The following is an 18,225-nucleotide window of genomic DNA, read 5'->3' on the forward strand; positions in this document are numbered from 1 at the left end:
TTCCAACGACCCGGGGTCGACCGTCATCTCCCCCGTACCTGCCCGCCGTCTGCTTCATCAATATGCTCTGACCTGCGTGGATGGCATCATCCAGCACAATGCGCTTTCACCGCGGGATGCGGATGCCCGGCAGGTTCACACCACCGGTGGTGAAGTCGAACTCCGTTGCAGGGCTAGGCGTTGAGGGCTTCTTCCATGGCGTGGCCGAGTGCGAAGAGCTGGTCCGTGCGGTCCGGGTGGCCGATGAGCTGCAGCCCCAGTGGCATGCCCCGACCGTCCCGGTGGCCGGGTACGGTCAGGGCCGGCAGGCCCAGGAGTTGCCACGGTCGGCTCAGCACCGGTGAGCCGGTGGCCGTCAGCCCCTTCGGCGCGGGTCCGGGAGCGGCGGGACCGAGGACTGCGTCGACGTCGGTCAGCAGGGACAGCAGCGCGGCGCGCTCCCGCTCGGCGAGGGAGAGTGCCTGCCGGTAGTCCGCGGCCGGGATCCCGCGACCGTGCGCCAGGAGTTCGTTGAGCTGGGGGCTCAGCCGATCCGGGTGGGCCGCTTCCGCGGCCAGCTCGCGAGCGGCCTCGTACGCCATGATCGTGCTGTGTGCCTCGACGAGCCTGGGTGTCCGGGCAGGCCAGTCCACGTCCACGAGCACGGCGCCGCGGGCCACGGCGTCCTCGGCGGAGCGGATCAGGGCCGCCTGCATGTCCTGTGCGACCTCGACCAGTTCGGTGCCCGACCACAGTGCCAGCCGCGGGCGGACCGGCGGTTCGAGTGGTCCCGGGAGGCGGCCCGTGGTCAACGCCCCGTGGACGAGCCGGAGATCGGCGACGGAGGGGGTGAGCAGACCGACCGCGTCGAGGCTGGGGGAAAGGCCCGCGAATCCCCTGGTGGCGAGCGGCCCCCCGACCGGGGCCACGAACCCCGCGACTCCGCAGTACGCGGCCGGACGGGTCAGCGAGCCCGCGGTCTGGCTGCCCAGGGCCAGGGGGACCACACCGGCGGCGACGGCAGCCGCCGAACCGCTGGAGGAACCGCCGGGAGTGTGCTCGGGGTTGTGCGGATTCCTGGTGGGGCCCGGCGAGAAGTACGCGAACTCCGTGGTGACGGTCTTGCCCAGGGGGATCGCGCCGAGCTGCCGGAGCCGGGCGACCAACGGGGCGTCGGACTCAGCCGTGCGGCCCCGTCGCAGCGGTGATCCGCACTCGGTCGGCGTGCCGCGGACGTCGATGATGTCCTTGACCCCGAACGGAACGCCGCGCAGGGGGCCGCCGGACGGTTCGCTGTCGAGCTCTCGCGCGGCGGCCGGCGCTCCGGTCCGGTCGACGCGCACCCACGCCCGTACGTCGGGCTCGGTACGGTCGAGGCGCTCCAGCGCACCGGTGACCGCGTCGCTCGGGCTCGACTTCCCCGCGGCGATCCGGGCCACGAGGGCGGACAGGGTGGTTTCGCCGTCCAGGGTCGGCATCTGTGTGTCTCCTTTCGCGGGGCGGGCTACAGCTCCAGGACGAGCCGGGCCGTCCGGGCCCGTGACACGCACGTGGCGATCTGGTCGCCCGCCGCCTTCTCCTTGCGGGTCAGGCAGTTGTCGCGGTGGTCCGGCTCCCCGTCGAGCACGGTGAGCACGCACGTGCCGCAGATACCCTCGCGGCACGACGTGTCGACCTCGATGCCGCCGTCCGCCAGCACCTCGACGATGCTGCGTCCGGGCGGGACGCGGAAGACCTCACCGGTGTCCAGTTCCACCTCGAACGTGTCCCCGGCCTCGGCCGTGGGCTCCAGGGGCTGGAAGTGTTCGACGTGGACATTGTCCTCGGGCAGTGTGCGGGCCGCCGTGTCGACGACACGTTGCATGAACTCCTTGGGGCCGCAGGTGTACACGTGCGTCGTGGAGTCCACGTCCGCCAGCGCTTCCGCCAGCGCCTCGGGTTGTGCGTTCCGGTCGACGCCGAAGTGGAACTCGACGTCGGCGGCGAACTCCGGGCTCTCCAGCAGGGACACGAACGCCGCCTTCTCGCGGCTGGTCGCGAAGTAGTGGAGCCGGAACCGGGCGCCACTTCCCCGCAGTTGGTACGCCATGCTCAGCAGCGGGGTGATCCCGATGCCGGCCGCGACCAGCACGTGCCGCCCTGCGGCGGGCTCGATGCGGAAGAGGTTGCGGGGTTCGCTGATGACGAGTTCGCCGCCGGCCCCGATCTGCTCGTGCAGTGCCGCGGAGCCGCCGCGCGAGGCCTCCTCCCGCTTGACCGCGATGAGATAGGAGCCGGTGTCGTCGGGCGGCCCGCACAGGGAGTACTGCCTGGTGATGCCGCTCGGGCCGAGGACGTCCACGTGTGCGCCCGCCTCGTACGGCGCGAACGGGCGGCCGTCGCTGCGGCGCAGCCGCAGGCATCTCACCGCGCTGGTTTCGGGGTTTGTCTCGCTGACCGTGACCGTGATCATCGTCGCCTCCGTCTCCGTCTCCGCCTACAGCAGGAAGCCGGAGCTGTTGACGCTGTCCGTGGAGTTGATCAGCCGGACGACCTTCTGCTGGATCAGCGGCCGGGGCCCGTCGAGGCGGATCCGGTGGGTCACGTCCGCGGCGAGGACGAAGGTCTCCTCCCGCCGGTGACCGACCAGGACCTGGGCCGAGCAGAGCTCGACGGACTCCTCGTCGCGGTGCTGGACCACGAACCGGGACAGCGTCCGTACGGTGCGCGCGGCGGCTGTCGCCGAGATCGAGTAGCCGGACGTCAGGCGCTCGATGCGCATCCGGCGCATGCGGTCGTCGTCGTAGACCATGTTCAGCGCGGACTCGAAGTCCTCGGAGTCCGGCTCGATGGGGATCACGTACAGGCCGCCGGGGGCCCAGAGCCGGTCCCATTCCTCGTACTGCTTGCGGTCCAGCAGGTGGGCCTCGCGCCAGACCAGTTCGAGTGCGGGAGCGATGCGGGCATCGGCCAGGTGGGTGGTTTCGGCCGTCTCAACGGACATCGGTCATCATCGCCTTCCACATCGCGTACGCCTCGCGCATCCCGGTCTCGTCGGTGGCGTGCGAGACGCGTCCCTTGTGTTCTTCCTCGTCCAGCTCGCGGCCCAGTCCGCGGTTGACCATGATCGGCAGACCCGGCCCGGCCGCGGCGCCGCGCTGCACCCAGTCCCATGCCTCGGAGTCGTCGGTGGTGCCGAAGCCGAACGGGCCCTGGAAGTGCTCGTGCATCCGCAGGCGTTCGCGGTTGACGATCGCCGGGCCGCCGTCCAGGCCCAGCGCGAGGTGCCGGATCTCCGTCTCGGTCACGGAGACCGGGCGCAGGACGCGGAAGAACGACATCGACATGGCCACGTTCGGGAACAGGTTCAGGTTGAAGCCGGCGCCGTGCATCGAGCGCACGATGCGCCGTACCCGGTCCGGTTCGAAGTCCTTGGACAGCTCCTCGACGATGTGGCCGAAGCGTTCCTGGAGCTGCTCGGTGCCGTCGTCCTCGTCGAGGTCGACGTGCTCGGGCACCATGACCATGACGCTGTGGCCGTTGCCCAGGGAGTGGGTGACCGCCTTCTCGTCGGTCATGAACGACAGCATCTCGGCGGTCTCCGCGTCGACGGAGGACATCCAGGAGCGGTGCACGATCGGGAAGTGGTAGCCGTCGGTGGTGTTCTCCAGCTGGATCTTCCAGTTCCCTTTGAAGCGGAACTTGTGCTCGCCCTGCACCTTGATCGGGTAACCGGCTCCCTGCTTCATGAACAGGTCCATCCAGTGCCGGGCCGGGCCGAGGAAGTCGGCCAGCGGTTCCACGTCCGGGTCGAAGCTGGCGAAGACCATTCCGGCGTACGTGTCCACCTCGAGGCGGTGCAGCGGGAGGTCCTTCTTCTCCAGGACGTCCTCGTAGCCGTCCGGGTAGGGGATGCCGCGCAGTTTTCCGTCGAGCGCGTACGACCAGGCGTGGTACGGGCAGGTGAAGCCGTTGGCGTTGCCGCGAGGGGCTTCGCAGAGGCTCGCGCCGCGGTGACGGCAGCGGTTGAGCAGGACGTTGATGCCGCCGCGGCGGTCGCGGGTCACGATGACCGGTTGCCGGCCGACCATCGCGGTCCGGAAGTCGCCGGCGTTCGGGATCTCGCTCTCGTGGGCCACCCACACCCAGGTGCGGCTGAAGATGCGGTCCATCTCCAGGTCGAACAGGTCCGGGTCGGTGTAGAGGGAGATGTCCACGCGGTCGGGCTGGACCAGCCCCGCGATGTCGGTGGTCGTGGTGGGTGTGTTCATTGCGTCGCTTCCTGTGGGGGGTCGGTTGGGGCGGGGACGTCCCAGACGGCGCCGGCGGTCCAGTAGTCGCTGCCGTCGGCGCGGATTCCGTGCTGCCACTCGGTGGTCCTGCGCAGGGTGGGTTCGACGGCCGCGCAGGCGGCGTCGGCGCCGTCGGGACCCTCCTCGGCGGCTCCCCAGTGGACCCAGTTCAGTTCTCTGCCGTCGCGGTCGTGCAGGAACAGGTCCACGTGGAGCCAGCCGTAGCGGCGGATGTCCCGGTAGCAGGTGAGGTGCATGGTCCGGCCGTCCTGGGCGGGGGCTGTCACGAGACCTCCGCCCCCAGGGCCGCTTCGAAGACACGTTCCGTGCGGAAGCGGGAGATGCGGACGCAGGATCCCTCCCTGCGGAAGGTCACCTCCAGCCTCGCCACCACGACTTCGGCCGTGCCGGACTCGTAGCGGGACAACTGCTGCATCAGCCACCGGCCGCGCACCTCGTCGCCGTCGGCATACGTCGTGCCGGGATGGAGCAGATGGACGTTGGCCCGGAAGTCCCCGTTCGGAGGCAGATGGGCCGAGAGCATCGCCTCGATCGCCGTCGGCCCTGCCGTGCGCCCGAACTTCGCCGTGTAGAGCGGTCCGACGCCCTCCCACACGGCGTCCGGGGTGAACAGCTCCGCCAGGCTGCCGGACACGTGGGAAGGCCGGGGGACGTCGCAGAGTTCCAGGTAGCGGGTCAGCACCTCGTGCGCCAGATGGTCGGACGTCGGTGCGACAGTGCCGGTGGAGGGCATGCGTGATCAGCCTCCTTTCTACGAACTGCCGTGAAGTGGGGTGGGGGTGTCGCTCAGACCGCGGGCACCTTGGCGGGCGCCTCGGTCTCCTCGCGGGTGCCGCCTCCGTCGACGGACCTGGTGCGGGTCTCCGGCGCCAGTGCCACGGAGACGACCGTGATCACCCCCATGGCGACGAGGAGAAGGGCGACCGGCCAGGACGCACCCGCCCAGGCGAACAGCGCGGTGGCGATGATGGGTGAGAAGCCGCCTGCGACCACGGAGGCGGTTTCGTGTCCGAGGGCGACGCCGCTGTAGCGCACCCTGCTGTCGTCGAAGAGTTCGGTGATGAACGCCGGCTGGGTGCCGATCATCGCGCCGTGGCAGATCACGACCGCGACGAACACGGCGACGAAGATCAGCACGGGATTGCGGGTGTTGAACAGCCAGAAGAACGGGAACGCCCAGGAGATCACCGCGATGGCCCCGCCCAGATAGACCGGGCGGCGTCCGACGCGGTCGGAGAGCGCTCCCCACAGGGGCATGGCGAACGACTCGAAGAGCATGCCCACGACCACCGCGAGGAGTGCCAGGTCGCCGTCCACCCCGATCTTCGCCGCGTAGGAGAGGCTGAAGGTGAGGAACAGGTAGGTCGCGCCGTTCTCGGCGATGCGTGCGCCGAAGGTGATCAGCACGGCTTTGGGCTGGGTGCGGAGCACCTCCATCACGGGCAGCTTGCTCTTCTCGGCCGCCGGGGACGCGGCCGACGAGGTCTGCTTGTACGCCGGGGTCTCCATCACCCGCAGCCGGATCAGCAGGCCGACGCCGGTGAGCAGGATGCCGGCCAGGAAGGGGATCCGCCATCCCCAGGTGAGGAAGGCCTCCTTGGTGGTCAGCTCCTGGACCAGCCAGTACGTGGCGGCGGAGAGCACGAAACCCAGCCCCACGCCCGTCTGGCTCCAGGCCGAGTAGTAACCGCGCCGATGGTCCGGCGCCTGCTCGCTGACGATCAGGACGCCACCGCCCCACTCACCGCCGGCGGCGATGCCCTGCACGACCCGCAGCGTGAGCAGCAGTACCGGAGCCCACAGCCCGATGGTGCCGTAGGTGGGCAGGACGCCGATCAGGAACGTCGCGACACCCATGATCATCAGGGTGGTCACCAGCACCGACTTACGGCCGACCCGGTCACCGAAGTGCCCGAAGACGACGCCGCCGAGCGGTCTGGCGAGGAAGCCCGCCGCGTTGGTCCCGAAGGCGGCGATCGTGCCGACCAGCGGGTCGACGTCGGGGAAGAACAGGGTGTTGAAGACCAGCGCTGCCGCTGTGCCGTAAAGGAAGAAGTCGTACCACTCGAGCGCGCTGCCGACCAGACTCGCGGTCGCGGCCCGGCGCACCGCACTCGGCGCACGGTTCGTTCCTGCCATGCTCGCCCTCCGTTGGCCGCTTTCGGATGTACAGCCGTGACTCGGCTGTTCGGAAATGCCGATCTGCTGTCGGGGAAGCCGTTCAGCTGTCCGGGGAAGCCGTTCGGCTGTTCACGGATTGTTCGCCACGGCGTTGCCGGACGAAATACCGTTGGCCCGGCCACCGGACCGAAAAATTCCAGAGGCTCAGTCGTTTACCGACTCGAAATCCCGCGTCAACGCGCGGCCCGCCGCCGTGACGACAGGCGCGAGCCGCTGCACGTCCAGCCGGTCGATCGGGCCGGTGACGGTCAGCGCGGCCACGGCGATGCCCGCGGAGAACACGGGGGCGCCGACCGCCCCGTAGCCCGCGACGAGTTCCTGGCGGTCGACGGCATAGCCCTGCCGGCGCACCTGTTCCAGTTCGGCGGCGAGCCGGGCCGGTTCGGTGATGGTCCACTGGGTGCGGCGGCGCAGCGGGGCGGCCAGCACCCGCCCGCGGATCGCGGGATCGCCGAAGGCGAGCAGGGCCTTGCCCGAGGCGCCGCAGTGGAACGGCACCCGTCCCTCGACCCGGGTGACGGCCACGCCGCCGCCGCGCTGGCTGAAGTACTTCTCCAGGAAGAGGACGTCCAGGTCCCCGGGGAACGCGAGCACCACGGTCTCCCGGGTGGTGAGCGCCAGGTCTTCGAGGTAGCGGGCGGCGAGCAGGCGCAGGTCCCTGGTCCGGGGCACGCGTTGGCCCAGCTCGAAGAGGAGTGAGCCCAGTTCGTAGCGGCGGCCGTGCCGGTTCAGCAGGCCGACGTCGACCATCTCGGTGGCCACGCGGTGGACCGTGGTCTTCGCGAGCCCGGTGCGCCGCGCCAGCTCCGACAGACCGAGCACCGGCGCCCCGGTGTCGAAGACGCCCAGGATCATCCGTACCTTGCGCAGCAGGGAGTCACCGTCCGGCTCCGCCATCATCACGGCCACCTCTCTCGGCGCTCTCGCGGCGCGCTCGTCTACGCGGTACCCCAGCGGGTCCGCAGTTCGGCCGTGTACGCGCCGACCTCCTTGACCATGGATACCCGCTCCGGATGCAGCAGCCACTGCTGCTGCAACCCGTCCACCAGGGCGATCGTGGTGTGCACAAGGACGGGGACGGGAGCGTCGGCATGAATCTCGCCGCGCACCTGGCCGATGCGGACGGCGTCGGTCAGCCACGCCGTCATCCCGGTATAGCGGTCCTTGAGCCAGTCGTGGGCGGGGTGGCTCGGCTCCATCGCCTCCGCGGAGAGCCGGACGTAGAGGCCCACGAGGTGCGGCCGCGTCGAGTTGCGCGCGACCAGGGCCTCCAGGGCCTCGAACGCGTCCCAGCCCAGTGGCGCCTCTCCGTCCTCGCCGGTGAGGAACACGCTGTCCTCGGCGTCTCGCTGCTCCAGCACGGCCGCCAGCAGCACCGCCTTGCTCGGGAAGTGGTGCAGCAGGCCGGACTGCGACAGTCCGGCGTGCTCGGCCACCCTCGCGACCGACGTGCCCTGGTAGCCGGTGGTGGCGAACAGTTCCAGCGCCGCCCGCACGGCCTTCAGACGCGACGCCCGGCCGGCCTGCGCACGCTGGGACGGAGAGCGTGCGGAGTGGTACTGGGGAGGGAAGGACATGCTTGCTCCTGATCTTCAGTGGGCCGCGGGCAGCGTAATCCGGATGTCGCCGAGGCCGCGGGCGACCAGCACCTCGCCGGTGAGCGGAAGTCGCTGCCAGGAGCCGTCCCGCCAGCGTCGCAGCACCCTCGCGTCCACGGTCACGTCGACCGACGTGGTCCGACCGGCTTCGAGGTCGACGCCGGTCCATCCGACGAGCCGTACGGGCTCGCCCTCCGGCTGCCAGTACACCTGGACGACCTCGCGGCCCGCCCGGCCTCCCGTGTTGGTCACCTCGACCGTCACCGAGCGGATCGTGTCGTCGACGACGGTCAACTCGGCCTCGCCGTAGGCCCATTCGGTGTAGCCGAGCCCGTGCCCGAACCAGAAACGCGGCTCGGTCGGTCCGGCCCGCCAGCCGCGGTACCCGACGGCGATCCCTTCGCCGTACGACGTTTCGCCCTGTACGGGCACCGGTGACCAGACCGGGCCGTCCCCGTCGGCTGCCGGGAAGGTGGTGACCAGTCGGCCCGCGGGTTCCACCTCTCCGGTCAGGGCCGCGGCCACCGCGGCGCCCGCTTCCTGCCCGGGCAGTCCGGCCCACAGCACGGCGTCCACCCGGTCCAGCCACGGCATCAGCACGGGCGTGGCCGCGTTCACGACGACCACGGTCCGCTTCGCCGCGGCGGCGACCGCGGCGACCAGGGCGTCCTGCTCGCCGGGCAGCGCCAGGGTGATCTTGTCGACCTCCTCCGTCTCCTGCTCCGGGGTGAGCCCGACGACCACCACCGCGACGTCGGCCTCGCGGGCCGCTCGCGTGGCAGCGCCGATCGCCACCGCGGGCGGCGGCGGGGCCACCCGGGCGGCCAGCCCGATCAGCCGTTCGTCCGGTTCGGCGGTCGCGACCGCGGTGATCCGCGCGCCCGGTTCCACGTTGAGCGTGACGGTACGGTGCGGCACCCGCAGTACCTCACCGGCGTCGTCCACCCGCTCCAGCCGGACCCGCTCGTAGTGCCCCGGCGCACTGAACGTCCACTCGCCGCGGCCACGCACGCCGACCTGCATGCGGGCCGTCTCCTCCAGGACGACCTCGGCCGTCAGCTCGATGGTCGCGGCGGACCGCACCCAGGGGCTCTCCCGGGTGAAGAGCGCGCTCCAGCCGACGTGCCGGGACTCGATCACCTCCCCGTCGCCGTCGCGGGTCGTGACCCGCATGCCGAACTCTCCCGTCTCGGGGTCGCGCAGGGAGCCCTCGGCGGCGGTCAGCGGATCCGCACGGACCTCGACGCCGTCCACGACGGACACCCGGTCCGCGCCGAGTGCCTGCGACAGACCGTCCGCGACACTCACCACGTGGGGCGGTCGGACCTCCGCCGAACCGGCGCCCTGCGTCACGGTCTCCGTCGCGTGCCGGCCGATGACGGCGACCTTCGCCTCGGCGGGGAGCGGAAGCGCCGACGCACGGTTGACCAGTACGGTCATGCCGCCCGCGGCCAACCGTCGCAGAGCCGCGCGCCGCTGCGGACTGTCGGGCGTGGGCCCCTCGGACGGCCACTGCCGCTCCGTGCCGAACGCACCGACCCGGTCGGCCAGCCGCAGCAGTCGGCGTACCTTCTCGTCGATGGCGGACTCGGGCACCTCACCGCCGCGGACGGCGGCGACGAGCTTCTCGCCCCATGGCCCCGCGGGGCCCGGCATGATCAGGTCCAGTCCGGCGTCGGCGGTCCCGGCGGTGGACGTGGCGGCGTGCCAGTCGGACATCACCAGCCCCTCGTAACCCCATTCGCCCTTCAACAGGCGCGTGATCAGCCCGGTGTGCTCGGTGGCGGGCGTGCCGTTGACCTGGTTGTACGCGGCCATGACCGCCCAGGGGTTGGCGTCGGCCACCGCCATCTCGAACGGGAGGAGGTACACCTCGCGCAACGTCCGCTCGTCCACCAGGGAGTTCACGGTCTTCCGGTCGGTCTCCGCCTCGTTGGCCACGAGGTGCTTCAGGGTCGCCGCGATGCCGTGTTCCTGCAGGGCGTTGATGTACGCCGTCGCGAGGGCGCCGGTGAGCAGCGGATCCTCGCTGAACTCCTCGTACAGGCGCCCGCTCAGCGGTGTGCGGTGCAGGTTGACCGTCGGGCCGAGCACCACGTGCACCCGCTGCGCGGCGGCCTCCTCGGCGAGCAGTGCCCCGACTTCTGCGGCGACCGCGGTGTCCCAGTGCTGTGCGAGCAAGGTCGTGTTGGGCAGTTGGCAGGCGACGCGTCCGCCGGTGAACCGGGCGCCCCGCACGCCGGTCGGCCCGTCGGAGGTCACCACCCGGGCGAGGTCGATCGCCGGTTCCGGGTGCAGGTCGAGATTGGTCGCGCCGGTCAGCAGCCGGACCTTGGCCTCAAGGTCCAGGGCGCCGATCGCCTTGTCGATACGCGATTCCAGACGCGATTCCAGGTCGTGCGGGTTGCTCATGGATGAATGCCTTCCAGTCGAATCCGATGCGGCGCGGCCTCCTTGAAGGGGTGCGCACGTCCAGCGGAGCGCTCAGCGCACCTTCCTGATCGGGAAGATCATGAGCGCGCCCACCACGGCGACCGCGGCCGCGGTGCTGAGCAGCAGGTCGTAGTTGTGCCCGGCGCCCGTTCCGACCAGCAGGGCGCCGACCGCGGGAGCGAGGGACTGCGGGATGACCTGGGCCATGTTGAGCACGCCCAGGTTCTTCGCCGAGTCGTTGAGTCCGGGCAGGACGTCCATGACCAGGGCCAGGTCGACGCCGACGTAGATGCCGAAGCCGAGCCCGAGCACCACCTCGGCCACGTAGAAGCCGGTGACGGTGTCGGCCTGCACGAGCATCGCCATGCCGACCGCGAAGACCAGGGCGGAGACGATGACGAACGGTTTACGGCGGCCCACCTTGTCCGAGAGCCACCCGGCCGCCCACCCGGCCAGCGCGAGGGTGATCGTGTAGACGGTGACCGCGGTGGCCAGGACCGCGACCGCGCGTTTGACCGACAGCCCCAGCTCGTACTCCATGAAGAGCAGGCGGTACGTCATGAACAGATACAGCGACATGGTGATCAGGAACCGTGAGCCCCAGGCCCAGGCGAAGTCGGGGTAGCGGCGCGGGGAGAGCCAGAACGTCTTCAGGACCGCGCGGAAACCTTCCTTCGGTGGACGTTCGGTGACCTGCCGGTCGGGCAGCACCAGGAGGAACGGCACCAGGAACAGGACCCCGACCAGGGCCGGCACCACGAACATCAGCAGGAGGCTGCCGACGAGCCACTGGGCCACATAGGCCGCTCCGAGCTTGCTGCCCTGCTGCATGAGGCCGATCAGCCCGCTGACCCTGCCCCGCTGTGACGTGGGTATCTGGTCGGCGATCGAGGCCAGCAGGGCCGCCTGTGCGGCGTTGGCGAAGGCCTGGGCCGCGAACCAGGCGATCGCGATGCCGATGACGTTGGGCACGAGGGCGAGGACGAGCTCGCTCAGGGCGAGCCCGAGAACCCCCAGCAGGAGCCAGGGGCGTCGGCGCCCGAAGCGTCCGGTCGTCCGGTCGCTGATCCGGCCGAAGACGGGGTTGGCGATGAGCGCGGCGATGGCACCGATGCTGCTGACCGTGCCGAACACGGCGACGACGTCGTCCGTGCCGACGATCGACTGGACCTTGAGCGTGAGGCTTGCCGTGACGGGGGTGATCAGTGCGATGGAGAGGCCCAGTTGGGCCAGGGCCATCGTCCGGACGACCTTGGGCGGCGCCTTCTCGGTCGGCGGGGCGGCGGCCTCGTCGACGACGGCGACCGTTTCGCCTGTCGTGGTCATGGATCCTCCTTCAGACCCACGGGGGATGCGTGGGCGGAGCGGCGGGACATGAGAACACATAACAGACCGAGTACTCGGTCTGTGTAGGGGAGCGCGACATTCCTCTGGCCGTTGCGTTGCGTGTGGGGAGTCCGGGGGAACCTGAGCCGAACGGCGCCCACCCGGCCGGCCGAGGTGCTCGGCGTTGACCGGAGTGTGGCCAGCACCTGAACGGAAGCCAACCGCGTTGGTCCGCTGTGCGGGCCGAAATCTTGGACGCGACCACTCTTTTACCGCCCCGACATCTACAACTCCGCAGTGATTGATATCCCTGTCGTCCCAATAGGCCGCAACCAGGTATTTGTGGAGTATGGGATCCGCTCCCTACGCTGGGGCGCACTCGAAGGCCCCCGAAACAAGAAGGGGCAAGCAGGTGGAAATAAGGCATCTCAGGTATTTCGCGACCCTCGCCGAAACACGCCATTTCGGAAGGGCCGCGGAACAGCTGCACATGGCCCAGCCGCCGCTGTCCCAGGCGATCCGCCGCCTGGAGGCGGAACTGGGGGTGGAGCTGTTCACCCGCACCACCCGGCAGGTCGCCCTGACCGGCGCCGGCGAGGTGTTCCGCACCGACGTGGAGCGCATCCTCAAGTCGGTCGACGACGCGGTGGCCAGGGTGGGGCGCTTCGCCTCGGGCGCGGAAGGGGTGCTGCGCATCGGCCTGACCGGCTCCGCCTCGTACCGCCAACTCCCCGCGCTCGCACGGCTGGTGAAACGGGAGATGCCGCAGGTGATGCTGGAGGTGCACACCGAGATGCTCACCCCCGCCCAGGAAGCGGGGCTGATCGAGCGACGTCTCGACATCGGCGTACTGCGCCCGCCCGTCCGCCAGGAGGGGATCGCCCACCGCTCCATCGCCGACGAGCCCCTGATCGCGGCCGTCCCCGAGGAACACCGGCTCGCCGGGGCCGCGTCCCTGCGCATGGAACAACTGCGGCACGAGGACTTCGTCATGTACGGGGCCGCGCTCGGCTCCGTCGTCAACGACGCGGTCGTGCGCAGCTGTCTGGCCTCCGGCTTCTATCCGCACTGCGCCTACGAGGTCAGCGAGACCTCGGCCGCTCTGGCGCTGGTCGCCGCGGGCCTCGGCGTCGCCGTGCTCCCGGAGTCGATCCGCGCCGCACCCCGTGAGGGAGTGCTGTGCAGGGAGATCGAGGACGGGCTGTCCCTGCGCCTCGATCTGGCCTGGCGTGCGGACGACGAGTCGCCGCTGCTGCGGAATCTCCTGAAGGTCCTGGAGCGGAACGACGTCTTTCTCGAAGAGGTGGCATGAGGCTCGAACGGGTGGCATGAAGATCGTCAAAGTGGAGGCGATACCCTCCGCCATCCCCTGCGAAAAGCCGCTGAGGTTCGCCAGCGGTGAGGTGCACACCCGCGGTGATCGACAGGATCTTCGCGCCGCAGATCGTGGGACTGACCGCCCTGGAGCGGGAGGCGGTGCACGCCAGGCTCGACCGGACCGTGGCCAACCCGACCGCCAAGGCCGCTCTCGACATGGCCCTGTGGGACATCCTCGGCCAGGCCGCGCGGCTGCCCGTGTCCGGGTTGCTCGGCGGCTGCCCGGTGCCGTGCCGGAGATCTGGCACACCGTTCAACGCACTGCTCTACCAGGGCCGGACCGGTTGCCAGTGGGAACTGCTCCCACACGACTTTCCGCCACCCGGCGCGGTGAAGTACTACTTCCACACCTGGCGTGACGACGGCACCGACCAGACCATCCACGACCTGCTGCGCTGGCAGGTGCGGGAAACGGCGCGCCGGAGGGTGGACCCGAGCCTGGTGGTGCTCGACACCCAGAGCGTGCACGCGGCGGCCGGAGTGCCCGCTGAGTCGACGGGGCGTGACACGGCAAAAAAGGTACCGGCCGCAAGCGCGGAGGGCCTCACGGTCTCGGCTCGGTTCGGCACCTGCCCGGCCCCTGTGGTCGGGCAGGTGCGCACCCCGTCGAGAACCGCCGACCTGGTCGTGTCATGGTCAGCCGGGCGCCGCCACCGCCGAAGTCGACGCCGCCACCGCCAAGGGCGGATCGGGATTCAGCAGTCGTTCCGCCAGCTCGCCGAAGACGAGTCCGAAGCCTCCCCACAGAGTGGCCTGGATGGCGAGAGCCGACAGCCGGAACCGCCACAGCACGGTCGCTGGGAAGCCGGATGGCACCTCGTTGACGGCGGGCAGGAAAGCGAACGCCAGGCCGATCGCCAGCGCGAAGGCCCCCACCGCGGTGACGGTGGCGTTCCAGGTGCCCAGCTTGGGGGCGAGGCGCTTGCCGAGAAGGGCCGCGGCCACGGCGAGGAGGACGCTGAGCACGATCATCAGGAAGTACAGGGTCGTCCGATTGCCGATGGTGTCGGGGTTACCGACGGCGGGCGGGTTGGCCGGGTACTTCAGAAAGGGCACGACATAGACCACGGCCAGGGCACAGGCGGACAGCAACAGCGCCGTGGCTCGCGGAGTGAAGCGGCCGACTCGGCCGAGGCAGAAGCAGTAGGCGAGGGCGGCGATACCGCCGAAGGCGATCCCGTAGATCAGGACACCGGTGGCCAGGCCGGCGGTGGACTGGAGGCTGCGGGAGACGAGTTCGACCTCGTGCTCGTGCGTGGCGGCGTGGGTCTCCTCGAAGCCGATCGCCTTGTCGACGTTCGGCTCTCCGAGGAAGAAGGCCACGAACAGGGCGAGCACGCCGGCCCCGAGGCCGGCGAGCATGCCGCGTACCAGCAGGTTTCTCACGGTTGCGGAGTTCATGAGCGCGTCAGTGTCCCTTGCGTCAGTGGCAGGGGTAGCCGAGGAGGTGGCGGGCGTCGTGCACCCACTCGTGGACATACTCTCCGCTCACCACGGAGGTGGCCCCCTGCTCGGCGCCGACGAAGTAGAGCAGGATCAGCATCAGGATGCCGAAGAAGACCGCCCACGGGACGATCGCGCCGATCGGCAGCTTGGCGGGAAGTTCGGGACTGGTGACTGTCGGCTGCGCGATGTGCTGTGCCATGGCAGGACCTCCTTTGGGGTTCGCGTTCCATCTCGGTAGTGCACTTGCGGGTGGTGTTGTCGATGTCTGCTCCGCCTTGTCGCTTCTCGTCACTGTCTAGGGCAGCTTCAGTTCGGGGAAGTCGTCGTCGCGGTACTCACCGGCAGGGCGGTTTCCTTCGACCTCGTTCTCACGCCGGCGGAGTTCGACCCTGCGGATTTTCCCGGAGATGGTCTTCGGCAGTTCGTAGAACTCGATCCGCCGCACGCGCAGGAACGGCGCGAGGTGGTCGCGCGCGTACTTCAGGATCGACCGCGCGGTGTCGGCGTTGGGCTCGTGCCCCTCGACCAGAGCGATGTACGCCTTCGGCACCGCCAGGCGGACCGCGTCCGGAGCCGGAACAACCGCGGCCTCCGCCACGGCCGGGTGCTCGATGAGCACCGACTCGAGCTCGAACGGGCTGACCTTGTAGTCCGACGCCTTGAAGACATCGTCGGTACGGCCGACGTACGTGATGTAGCCGTCCTCGTCACGCGACGCGATGTCACCCGTGTGATAGCAACCGCCCTCCATCGCTGCGGCGTTACGCTCAGGATCGCCCTGGTAACCGGTCATCAAGGTGAACGGGGACTGTGCAAGGTCGAGGCAGATCTCGCCCTCTCCTACGCCCTCGACCTTGTTGCCCATCGGGTCGGTGAGCACCACGGGGACGCCCGGAAGCGGGCGGCCCATGGATCCCGACTTCAGCGGCTGGCCAGGGGTGTTGGCCACTGCGGCGGTCATCTCGGTCTGCCCGAAGCCATCGCGAATGGTGAGTCCCCACTGTCGCCGGACCTGGCTGATGACCTCCGGATTGAGCGGCTCACCAGCGGCGATCGCCTCACGCAGGCTGCCCGGTCCACCACTCAGATCCGCGTTGATCAGCATCCGCCAGACGGTGGGCGGCGCGCAGAAGGTCGTCACCGCCTCGGTCCGGATCTGCCCGAGGAGGGCTCGAGCGTCGAAGCGGGCGTAGTTGTAGACGAAGATCGTGGCCTCGGCCAGCCACGGCGCGAAGAAGTTCGACCACGCGTGCTTGGCCCAGCCCGGGCTTGAGATGTTCAGGTGGACGTCACCCGGCTGGAGGCCCAACCAGTACATCGTCGACAGGTGCCCGATCGGGTACGACAGGTGGGTGTGCTCGACAAGTTTCGGCCGACTTGTGGTGCCAGAGGTGAAATAGAGCAGCAGGGGGTCGGTGCTCGCGTTGCCCGGGTGGGGCACGGCTGCCCTGGCGGCGTCACCGGCGAGGTCGTGCGCGTCGGCATGGCGGAGCCATCCGGCCGGCACTTCCGCGTCCCCGACCGCGAGCTTGAGGTAATCCCCCGGGATCTCGTCGAACTTCGATGCGTCGGCGGGGTTGCAGATGACGGCGCGGGCGTTGCCGCGGTCCATGCGATCGATCAGCTCCGCGGGCCCGACGGCGGTGGTCGTCGGCATGATGACGGCGCCGAGCCGGATGAGGCCGAGCATGCTCTCCCACAGTTCGACCTGGTTGCCGAGCATGACGACGACGCTGTCGCCGCGGCCGATGCCCTGGGCGGCGAGGTGGGCCGCGACCTTGTCGGAGCGCCGGGCCATGTCGTCGAAGGAGTACGAGGCACGGGTGCCGTCTTCCTCGACGATCACCAGTGCGGGCTGGTTGTTGCCGCGCGCGTATGCGTCGAACCAGTCGTGGGCGAAGTTGAACGTCGGGCCGACATCGGGCCAGGAGAACGAGGAGAGTGCGTCCTCGTACGCGGCGCGCAGCTTGTGCAGTTGGTCGCGGGCCGCACGGAGCCTGGTGGTCGTCGTACTCATCGTCGAGGCCTTCATCTCTGGCGGGAAAGCGAACGGGTGTGGTCCGTTGCCGGGCCGATGCCCCGGCCCGGCAACGGGATCCGTGCGGTCGCTTCAGACGGCGGCCGGGACCACGGCGTCACGCATCATTCCTGTGCGCGGGTGGCAGTTGATGTACTCGAACATCTGGTCCTTGCCGTCGGAGACCGAGACCTCGTGGTAGAGCCGCAGCTTCTCCAAGCCGGTCACCACACGGAAGAAGGTGACGAAGATCCGTAGGTGCGTCGGGTGCGATTCTGCCCACCGCTCGAGCAGGTCCAGCGACCGCCAGTGGCCGATGTCGTAGCTCTCGTCGAGCTCGTTGCCGTCGATGTCGATACTGCGCACGAAACGGTTGCTGTAGCAGCCGAGCGTGTCGCCGTTGTCGCGCAGGAAGTCCATGCCGTCCTGAAGACTGGGCAGGATCTCGTCGAAGTAGAGGGCGCGCTCGTCCTCTCCCGCTGCCATCCAGTCCTGGCCGGACCGGATGAGCGCGATGTTGTCGTGGCCGCGGACGATCACGCGGCCACCCTTGGCCGGGTCACCTGAGACGACAGTCAGTCCGGCGTCGGCCTCCAGCCAGTCGGTCTGCGAGAGCGGGATACGGTCACGCATCGAGCCCCAGTAGGCGTGCTCCTCGACCTCGCCACTGCACTCACCCATGACTCCACCGATGCCCGGGAAGTCCTCGGTGAAGGCATACAAGGTCTCGAACTGCTCCGCACGCGGAGCCACGACCTCGCGGAAGTAGCCGAGGCCTTCGTCGAGCCGCTCCTCCGACTCCCACCAGGCCTTGACGTCGTCGGAGCGCAGCCAGCGGCAGTACGCGGCCGGGTCGGCCCAGTACGCGACGGCCATCAGGTTGTGATGGTCCTGGTTGTCCACGTGTTGGGTCAGGTCATGGCGCACCGGGCCATCGGCGAGGCCGAAGCTCTCGACGATGTGCCGCAGCGCGGCCAGAGCCTGCGGACGCTTGCCCTCCCCGGCGTACTGGACACCGAAGTAGGCCATCACGACCTGCTGCAACGCCGTGTCGCCACGGGCGACGAACATCGGGAACGGCGGCGCGTAGTCGTCGGACACACGCCGCGACAGCGTGCGCGGGCACCGGAGGTGCGTGTCGATCGCGGATTCCATGAGTGGTTCCTTCTGTGAGGTCGGGTGAGGGTGCCGTCACCAACCGGAGTTGCTGGTGCGTGCGATCTCCGCCCCGGTGCGGATACGGCCGAGCTCCAGCGGCGGCTTGGCGATTCCGGGGCCGCCGTCACGCACCCAGGCAGCCAGGGCTTCGGCACGCTCGATGGTGTTCACGTGGGTGATCCAGGCGGGCCTGGTCCCTGCGTGTCGTGCCTGAGCGGATGGGTTGACGACTACGACGTTGGAGAGCCCGCACGCCCACAGGCACTCGGTACGCACCAGTTCGGCGTCGGGACCGCTGTTGTGGCTGAGGATCTCGGCGATGCCGGCGTGATCCACGTCGGGATGTTTGCGGGTGGTGCCGCAACAGCAGCCCCGGCACATCCGGATCCGTGGGCCGATGCGCGTCGGCCCTGACGTC

17 protein-coding genes and 1 pseudogene are annotated in these 18,225 nt (G+C 69.7%); 2 read left to right on the top strand and 16 right to left on the bottom strand.

Annotated features, from left to right (window positions below; all coding sequences use genetic code 11):
- Positions 1-173: 173 nt before the first annotated feature.
- The 11 genes from ACFPIH_RS22020 to ACFPIH_RS22070 all read right to left on the bottom strand — a co-directional run bounded on the left by ACFPIH_RS22020 (position 174) and on the right by ACFPIH_RS22070 (position 11,809).
- Entirely contained in the window at positions 174-1,457 is a 1,284-nt protein-coding gene (locus ACFPIH_RS22020; RefSeq protein ID WP_381164503.1) for an amidase, read from the bottom strand.
- Between the two features lie 26 nt (positions 1,458-1,483).
- Positions 1,484-2,431: a PDR/VanB family oxidoreductase gene (locus ACFPIH_RS22025; protein WP_381164500.1), complete on the bottom strand. Its 948-nt coding sequence runs from the start codon at positions 2,429-2,431 to the stop codon at positions 1,484-1,486.
- Between the two features lie 24 nt (positions 2,432-2,455).
- Entirely contained in the window at positions 2,456-2,962 is a 507-nt protein-coding gene (locus ACFPIH_RS22030; RefSeq protein ID WP_381164497.1) for an aromatic-ring-hydroxylating dioxygenase subunit beta, read from the bottom strand.
- Positions 2,952-4,229 carry an aromatic ring-hydroxylating oxygenase subunit alpha gene (locus tag ACFPIH_RS22035; protein ID WP_381164494.1) on the bottom strand — a complete coding sequence of 426 codons (1,278 nt, stop codon included), beginning with the start codon at positions 4,227-4,229 and terminating at the stop codon, positions 2,952-2,954. Before ACFPIH_RS22035 ends, ACFPIH_RS22030 begins: the two co-directional genes overlap by 11 nt.
- The gene (locus ACFPIH_RS22040) at positions 4,226-4,537 is read right to left on the bottom strand and encodes a hypothetical protein (protein ID WP_381164491.1); all 312 of its coding nucleotides are present in this window, start codon (positions 4,535-4,537) and stop codon (positions 4,226-4,228) included. The genes ACFPIH_RS22035 and ACFPIH_RS22040 overlap by 4 nt, the downstream gene beginning before the upstream one ends.
- Positions 4,534-5,004, bottom strand: a complete 471-nt coding sequence (locus tag ACFPIH_RS22045; RefSeq protein ID WP_381164488.1) for a nuclear transport factor 2 family protein — start codon at positions 5,002-5,004, stop codon at positions 4,534-4,536. The genes ACFPIH_RS22040 and ACFPIH_RS22045 overlap by 4 nt, the downstream gene beginning before the upstream one ends.
- Positions 5,005-5,057: 53 nt before the next feature.
- On the bottom strand, positions 5,058-6,410 hold the full coding sequence (locus tag ACFPIH_RS22050; protein ID WP_381164485.1) for an MFS transporter: 1,353 nt from the start codon (positions 6,408-6,410) through the stop codon (positions 5,058-5,060).
- Positions 6,411-6,596: 186 nt separating this feature from the next.
- Positions 6,597-7,352 carry an IclR family transcriptional regulator gene (locus ACFPIH_RS22055; RefSeq protein ID WP_381164482.1) on the bottom strand — a complete coding sequence of 252 codons (756 nt, stop codon included), beginning with the start codon at positions 7,350-7,352 and terminating at the stop codon, positions 6,597-6,599.
- A 38-nt stretch (positions 7,353-7,390) separates the two neighbouring features.
- Entirely contained in the window at positions 7,391-8,029 is a 639-nt protein-coding gene (locus ACFPIH_RS22060; protein ID WP_381164479.1) for a TetR/AcrR family transcriptional regulator, read from the bottom strand.
- A 15-nt stretch (positions 8,030-8,044) separates the two neighbouring features.
- Complete coding sequence (locus ACFPIH_RS22065) at positions 8,045-10,462, bottom strand: beta-glucosidase (RefSeq protein WP_381164476.1); 2,418 nt, start codon at positions 10,460-10,462, stop codon at positions 8,045-8,047.
- A 72-nt stretch (positions 10,463-10,534) separates the two neighbouring features.
- Positions 10,535-11,809 (bottom strand): MFS transporter, encoded by a 1,275-nt coding sequence (locus ACFPIH_RS22070; protein WP_381164473.1) that lies wholly within the window; start codon positions 11,807-11,809, stop codon positions 10,535-10,537.
- Positions 11,810-12,221: 412 nt separating this feature from the next.
- Between ACFPIH_RS22070 and ACFPIH_RS22075 the strand changes: the two genes are divergently transcribed.
- Positions 12,222-13,121, top strand: coding sequence for a LysR substrate-binding domain-containing protein (locus ACFPIH_RS22075; protein WP_381164470.1), 900 nt, complete (start codon positions 12,222-12,224; stop codon positions 13,119-13,121).
- Positions 13,122-13,285: 164 nt separating this feature from the next.
- A pseudogene (locus ACFPIH_RS56520) lies at positions 13,286-13,510 on the top strand (transposase); the annotation flags it as partial.
- Positions 13,511-13,822: 312 nt separating this feature from the next.
- Here the strand turns inward: ACFPIH_RS56520 and ACFPIH_RS22090 are convergent.
- From ACFPIH_RS22090 to ACFPIH_RS22110, 5 genes are all read right to left on the bottom strand, one after another.
- The gene (locus ACFPIH_RS22090) at positions 13,823-14,587 is read right to left on the bottom strand and encodes a CbtA family protein (RefSeq protein ID WP_381164467.1); all 765 of its coding nucleotides are present in this window, start codon (positions 14,585-14,587) and stop codon (positions 13,823-13,825) included.
- Positions 14,588-14,609: 22 nt separating this feature from the next.
- Positions 14,610-14,831, bottom strand: coding sequence for a CbtB domain-containing protein (locus tag ACFPIH_RS22095; protein ID WP_381164464.1), 222 nt, complete (start codon positions 14,829-14,831; stop codon positions 14,610-14,612).
- Between the two features lie 96 nt (positions 14,832-14,927).
- Positions 14,928-16,649 (bottom strand): AMP-binding protein, encoded by a 1,722-nt coding sequence (locus tag ACFPIH_RS22100; protein ID WP_381164461.1) that lies wholly within the window; start codon positions 16,647-16,649, stop codon positions 14,928-14,930.
- A 93-nt stretch (positions 16,650-16,742) separates the two neighbouring features.
- Positions 16,743-17,804, bottom strand: a complete 1,062-nt coding sequence (gene oxdA, locus ACFPIH_RS22105; protein WP_381164458.1) for an aliphatic aldoxime dehydratase — start codon at positions 17,802-17,804, stop codon at positions 16,743-16,745.
- Between the two features lie 36 nt (positions 17,805-17,840).
- Entirely contained in the window at positions 17,841-18,143 is a 303-nt protein-coding gene (locus ACFPIH_RS22110) for a (2Fe-2S) ferredoxin domain-containing protein (protein WP_381164455.1), read from the bottom strand.
- Positions 18,144-18,225: the final 82 nt, after the last annotated feature.

Origin of the sequence: Streptomyces vulcanius (assembly GCF_042653945.1) — a bacterium.
In the GTDB taxonomy this organism is placed as follows: domain Bacteria; phylum Actinomycetota; class Actinomycetes; order Streptomycetales; family Streptomycetaceae; genus Streptomyces; species Streptomyces mangrovi.